The sequence below is a fragment of the Streptomyces inhibens genome, assembly GCF_003389455.1.
GTDB lineage: Bacteria > Actinomycetota > Actinomycetes > Streptomycetales > Streptomycetaceae > Streptomyces > Streptomyces inhibens.
This window is the reverse complement of the sequence record NZ_QUAC01000368.1, coordinates 1-5,447: the sequence shown is the minus strand read 5'-3', so window position 1 is coordinate 5,447 and position 5,447 is coordinate 1. Positions and strand designations below refer to the sequence as shown.

General features: G+C 73.5%; 5 protein-coding genes. 2 read left to right on the top strand and 3 right to left on the bottom strand.

The window, feature by feature from the left end:
* A partial coding sequence (locus DY245_RS34670) for a TolB family protein (protein ID WP_244943454.1) occupies positions 1-849 on the top strand: 849 nt, incomplete at its 5' end.
* Between the two features lie 361 nt (positions 850-1,210).
* Positions 1,211-1,729, top strand: a complete 519-nt coding sequence (locus DY245_RS34665; protein ID WP_244943455.1) for a DUF309 domain-containing protein — start codon at positions 1,211-1,213, stop codon at positions 1,727-1,729.
* Positions 1,730-1,766: 37 nt separating this feature from the next.
* Here DY245_RS34665 and DY245_RS34660 read toward each other — a convergent pair whose 3' ends face one another.
* The 3 genes from DY245_RS34660 to DY245_RS34650 all read right to left on the bottom strand — a co-directional run.
* Positions 1,767-2,927 carry a D-alanyl-D-alanine carboxypeptidase family protein gene (locus tag DY245_RS34660; RefSeq protein ID WP_128511078.1) on the bottom strand — a complete coding sequence of 387 codons (1,161 nt, stop codon included), beginning with the start codon at positions 2,925-2,927 and terminating at the stop codon, positions 1,767-1,769.
* Between the two features lie 208 nt (positions 2,928-3,135).
* Positions 3,136-4,359, bottom strand: coding sequence for a cytochrome P450 family protein (locus tag DY245_RS34655; protein ID WP_128511077.1), 1,224 nt, complete (start codon positions 4,357-4,359; stop codon positions 3,136-3,138).
* A 157-nt stretch (positions 4,360-4,516) separates the two neighbouring features.
* Positions 4,517-5,447 (bottom strand): MAB_1171c family putative transporter (locus tag DY245_RS34650; protein ID WP_128511076.1); only part of this gene is annotated, 931 nt, incomplete at its 5' end.

Genomic DNA, 5,447 nt, shown 5'->3' with positions numbered 1-5,447 from the left:
CGGCTGCCCGCACCGGTCACCCGGCCGGACGATGCCCGGGCAGCCGCGGCACCGGCCCGCCCCACCGGGCCCGACCACCGCACCACCGGCGGCCCGGCCTGCGAGCGCTTCCACGCGGCGGCCGGCACGGGGCTGTGCCTCCAGCGCCGCCCCGGTATCCCTCCCAGGTCGTACGCCGTGGTCCTGGACCGGCGGCTGCGCGAGAAGCGGCGGATCGCGCTCACCGGCATCCCCAACCGGGCCCGGGTCTCGGCCTCCGGCCGGATGCTGTCGTGGACGATGTTCGCCACCGGCGACTCCTACGCCACCACCGCGTTCGCCACCCGCACCTCGATCCTGGACACCCGCACCGGCTACCTCATCAAGAACATGGAGGAGATCCCGCTCACCCTCGACGGCCGCCGCTACCACTCCCCCGACGTCAACTACTGGGGCGTCACCTTCGCCCGTGACGACAACCGCTTCTACGCCACCGTCTCGACCAAGGGGAAGACCTACCTGGTCGAGGGCGATATGCGCAGATGGGCGGCGCATACGATCCGCGAGAACGTGGAATGCCCCTCGCTCTCCCCCGACAACACCCGGCTCGCGTTCAAGAAGCGGGTCCGCGAGGGCGCCACCGATCCCTGGCGGCTGTACGTACTGGATCTGCGGAGCCTGCGCGAACGCCCGCTCGCCGAGACTCGCAGCGTCGACGACCAGGCCGCCTGGCTGGACGACCGCACCCTCGCCTACGCCCTGCCGGGCCGCGACGGCCGGGCCTTTGACATCTGGACCGTCCCCGCTGACGGCCGGGGCACCCCGTCCCTCCGCGTGCCGGACGCCTCCTCCCCCGTACGGGTCCCCTGAGGGCCGGTCCGCTGACGTCCCCTTGAGCGGCGCCGGAACAGCGGGCACACACCCCGCGGCGACGCGAGGCGCCCGTCCGGCGCACAATCGAAGCGTGAACGACGCGGAGGAAGCCCCCGACGAGCCCGGCACGTCCCGCCGGCCCGAGCCGCCCCCGGCGCACGACGAAGGCGGCGATCCGGCCTGCTGGCAGCGCCAGGTGTGTGACGCCTGCGGCCGGATCCGGGAACGGCCCGGCAGTGACGTCTGCGAGCACTGCGGCGCCGCGGTGGACGACGAAGCGGGCAACGGCACGGGCACGAGCGGGACCGGCACGCCCGCCGGCCCCGAGCGCCCTGCTCGCCGCCGGGACCGTGACGAGGTGGGCCGGGCCCGTAACGCCCGCCCGCGCGACGGGCTGGGACGGCCGCTGCCGTACGGCGCCCCTGGTGTGGCGCGGCAGCCCGAGGGCGTCTCCCGTACGCCCGCGCAGTCGCTGGCCGAGGCGCAGCGGCTGCTCGACGCCGGGATGCCGTTCCATGCCCACGAGGTGCTGGAGGACGCCTGGAAGGCGGCGCCCGAGGCGGAGCGCGAGCTGTGGCGTGGGCTCGCCCAGCTGGCGGTGGGGCTCACGCATGCGGCGCGCGGCAATGCCGTGGGTGGGAGGTCGCTGCTCGACCGGGGGACGGCGGCCATCGCGCCGTACGCGGATGCCGTCCCCTACGGGATCGATATCGCGGGACTGATCGCCTGGGCCCGGGAGCTGACCGGCCATCTGGCCGGCCCGGGGACGACCGTACCGGCGGCCGGGTCCGCGCCCCGGCTGCGGGCCGCCGGCGGCAGGTCCGGAAATCACCCCGCCGTAGACGGGGCCGGGGACCGCCCCGCCGCCGACGGCTGACCACGGGCAAGGGCATGCGCCCGCCGGCGCGCGCGTCCTACCCGGCCCCTCCGCTCTGCCCGCCGCGGCCGCGTCCCTGCCGCCACCGGGCCAGCAGGGCGCCCAGCCCGAGCACCACGACGCCGGCGCCGGCCGCCCCGAGGACGAGGGCGGGGCGCCAGGGGGAACCGTCGTGGGCCTCGGCCCCGGTGGCCTGGGCGGCCACCGGGCGCAGGGCACCGCCGTCGTAGGTGGTACGTACGGTGTGCAGGGTGCCGACCGGCTCGGCGTCGCCGGAGGTGCCAAAGCCCCAGTCCAGCAGCGAACCGGCTTCCTTGTAGACGCCGTTGGCCTCCTGTGACTGTGGGTTCAGTACGGTGACCAGCAGCGTGCGGCCGTTGCGGCGGGCGGCGGCGATCAGCGTGTTGCCGGCCTTGCTGGTGTAGCCGTTCTTGACACCGATGATGCCGGGGTAGCGGGACAGTCCGTGCGAGCCCACCAGCATGCGGTTGGTGTTCTCGATCCGGGTGATGCCGCCGGCGCCGGGGAACGAGGCGCTGGGGGTGGCGCAGTAGCGGGCGAATTCGGCGTTGGCGAGGCCGGCACGGGCGAAGACGGTCAGGTCGTACGCGGAGGAGACCTGACCGGGCGCGTCGTAGCCGTCCGGGGACTTCACCATGGTGTCGCGGGCGCCGAGCTTTCGGGCGGTCTGCTGCATCTCGCGCGCGGTGGCCTGCCAGCCGCCGTTCATCGCGGCCAGCACATGCACCGCGTCGTTGCCGGAGCGGAGGAAGACACCGCGCCACAGGTCGGCGACGGTGTAGCGGCGGCCCTGCTGGACGCCGACGACGCTGCTGCCGCTGCCGACACCCGCGAGGTCCGCGGAGCTGACCCGGCGCACCGTGCCGGCCGAGAACTTCGGCAGGACGGTGACCGCGAACAGCGTCTTGAGGGTGCTGGCCGGGGCGAGCTGGCGGTGCGGGGACTTCGCGGCCAGCACACTGCCGGTTTCCGCGTCGGCCACCATCCAGGACAGGGCGCTCAGACCGCTGGGCAGCCTGGGTATGCCGGGGGCGGTGACGGCCTGCACCCCGGCCTCGGTGGGCTGACGGGCCGTCGCACCGTCGGCCGCGGCCGGTATGGACGTCAGCGACATACCGGCGACGGCGATCAGGACCATCGCAGTCGCCTTCTTGGACACACGCGCGTCAAATGCCATGCCGTCACGCTAAGTAGGGCGGCGCTCGCCCGCAGCGCAGTTGAGCCAGACGGGCCACCGCGGCGCCGTCCGCTCGGCGTGTCGCATCTGCAACAGGTGCAAAGAAGGACCCGCCCGGTGCGACGGGGGATGCACACCGGGCGGGTCTCAGGAACATTTCTACCGCATGAGCGAACGGTTATGCCTCAAAAACTTGTTCGTTTGCCGTTTACCAGGCGACGGGGAGCGAAATCAGGCCACGTGCACGCAGCGCCCGGCGGTGTCGCAATGCACCACGCGGGACGTCCAGCCGCAGCTCCGGGAAGCGGGCGAGGAGCGCATCGAGCGCGGTGACGGTCTCCATACGGGCCAGCGGGGCGCCGAGGCAGTAGTGGATACCGTGGCCCATCGCGAGATGCCCGGAGAGGTCCCGGCCGGGGTCCATCGTGTCCGGTTCGGGGAAGCGGCCGGGGTCGCGGTTCGCGGACGCTATCGACAGCAGCACGCTCTCCCCGGCCGGGATCCGTACGCCGCCGATCTCCAGGTCCTCCTTGGGGAAGCGACGGATGGCCAGCGGGGCGGGCCCGTCGTAACGGAGGAACTCCTCGACCGCGGCCGGCAGTTCGGCCGGATTCCGCTGCAACTGATGGAGCTGGTCCGGGTGGTCGAGCAGGGTGAGCACGGCGTTGCCGATGAGGTGGACGGTGTTCTCGTATCCGGCGAGGAGGATGAGGAAGGCGAGCGAGGTCAGCTCGTCCTCGCTGAGCCGGTCGCCGCCCTCATCGCCGCCCGCGTCATCGCGTACCGCGATCAGATCCGAGAGCAGATCATCGCCCGGCTGTGCGCGCTTGGCCGCGATCAGGCCGGTGTAGAACTCCAGCATCGACCCGATGGCCTCCTTCATCTGCCCGGGCCGGCTCGGGTCCGGCGTGATGAGCGCGTCGGACCAGGCCAGAAAGTCGCGGCGGTCATCCTGCGGGATGCCGAGCAGATCGCAGATGACGGTGATCGGCAGCGGCCCCGCGTAGTCGGCGATCAGGTCGGCGCGGCCACGCTCCGCCATGGCGTCCAGCAGCTCGTCGGCGACCCGCCGTACGGGCTCGCGCAGCGCGTTGACCCGGCCCGGGGTGAACGCCTTGACCACCAGGCGGCGGACCCGGGTGTGGTCCGGCGGGTCCATGTTCAGCAGATTGGCGTCCAACGCGGGCGGCAGGGAGAAGCCGCGGTAACCACCGGGCGTGGCATGCCGCTTGTCCAGGGAGAGCCGTGGGTCGGCGAGCGCGCGGCGGACATCGTCATAGCGGGTGACCAGCCAGGCGGGCTGCCCGTCGGCGCCGGTGATCCGGTGCACCGGGCCGGCTTCACGCAGCGCGGCGTAGGCGGCGTACGGATCGTCGAGGAGGGGGGTCACGTCGATGGGGGCATCGGGGCCGGTCCCGGCGGTGTTCTGCATGATCCCGACTGTAGGGCGTGGGCGACGGAGCCCCGGCTGTCGCCCGCCACCGTGCGACAGATGCGAGGGCGGCACCGGCCTCGCGCGAGACCGGTGCCGCCTTCGTGGTTCGGGCGGCCCGGACCCCCGTACCGGGCCACCCCGTCTTTGTGTTTCCTCAGGTGCGCGCCACCGAGCTCCGCTGGCGCAGCTCGGTGAGCACGGTGTCGATCAGCGGCGAGTGGTAGACGTCCGCGACCAGCGCCAAGTGCTCGTACTCCGCGGTGAGTTCGGTCGGTTCACGGCCCGTGGCGACCACCACGCTGTCGGCGCCGTGCGCGGGGACATGGCCCACCGCGCGGTTCTCCAGACCACGGCGCAGCGCCGCGGCCTCCGCGACGGCCGCCAGCTGCCGGTCGTCCAGTGCGACCGCGCGGGCCCGTTCGCGTGCGATGTCGAGGGCGTCGGACTCCACATGGCGGCGGATTCCACGCTGTACGTCCCGGATCTCGGCCATCTGCCGGTTGGCCCGCCACTCCAGATCGGCGAACGGCCACCGCACCGACCACGCCGAGGACTCCATCGCGACCTCCGGGGCCTGCGCGGTGACGGTCCGCCAGAGCGGGGAGAGGCGGCGCAGCCGGCGCCAGGCGGCGACCCGGGGGCCGGCCGCCGGCAGCGCGAATCCGGCGAGGACCAGGAGCGCGGCGACCGAGGCGCTCAGCGGTGCCACGCCGTTGGAGAGCCACAGCGCGGGGTGGCCCGTCCAGGACAGGACGAAGCCGATGACCTTGCAGGCGCAGTAGACCAGGCCGAGCCAGCAGCCCGCGGCCAGCACCCGCAGGCCGCGCGCCAGATGCGTGCCGCCGAGCCGGGCGGCGTAACGCGGGCAGAGCGTTCCCAGGCCCGCCAGGCTCGATCCGAAGATGGCCAAATACAGCACCAGGAAGAGCATGACTCCCGGGGAGTCGGTGTAGGCGGTGCTGAAGTCACGGGGGTGCTCGACGGCGTCCGGCCGGCCGACCGCGAAGCCGGTGACCGCCACCGCCCACAGCGCGGCCACGCTCCCGACGGCGGCGCGCGCCCTGGCCCGCGCCCGGGCCCGGGCG

Excerpts from the sequence above, each read along its gene's own strand:
- DY245_RS34660 (WP_128511078.1), bottom strand. The coding sequence starts at position 2,927 with ATGGCATTTGACGCGCGTGTGTCCAAGAAGGCGACTGCGATGGTCCTG.
- DY245_RS34655 (WP_128511077.1), bottom strand. The coding sequence starts at position 4,359 with ATGCAGAACACCGCCGGGACCGGCCCCGATGCCCCCATCGACGTGACC.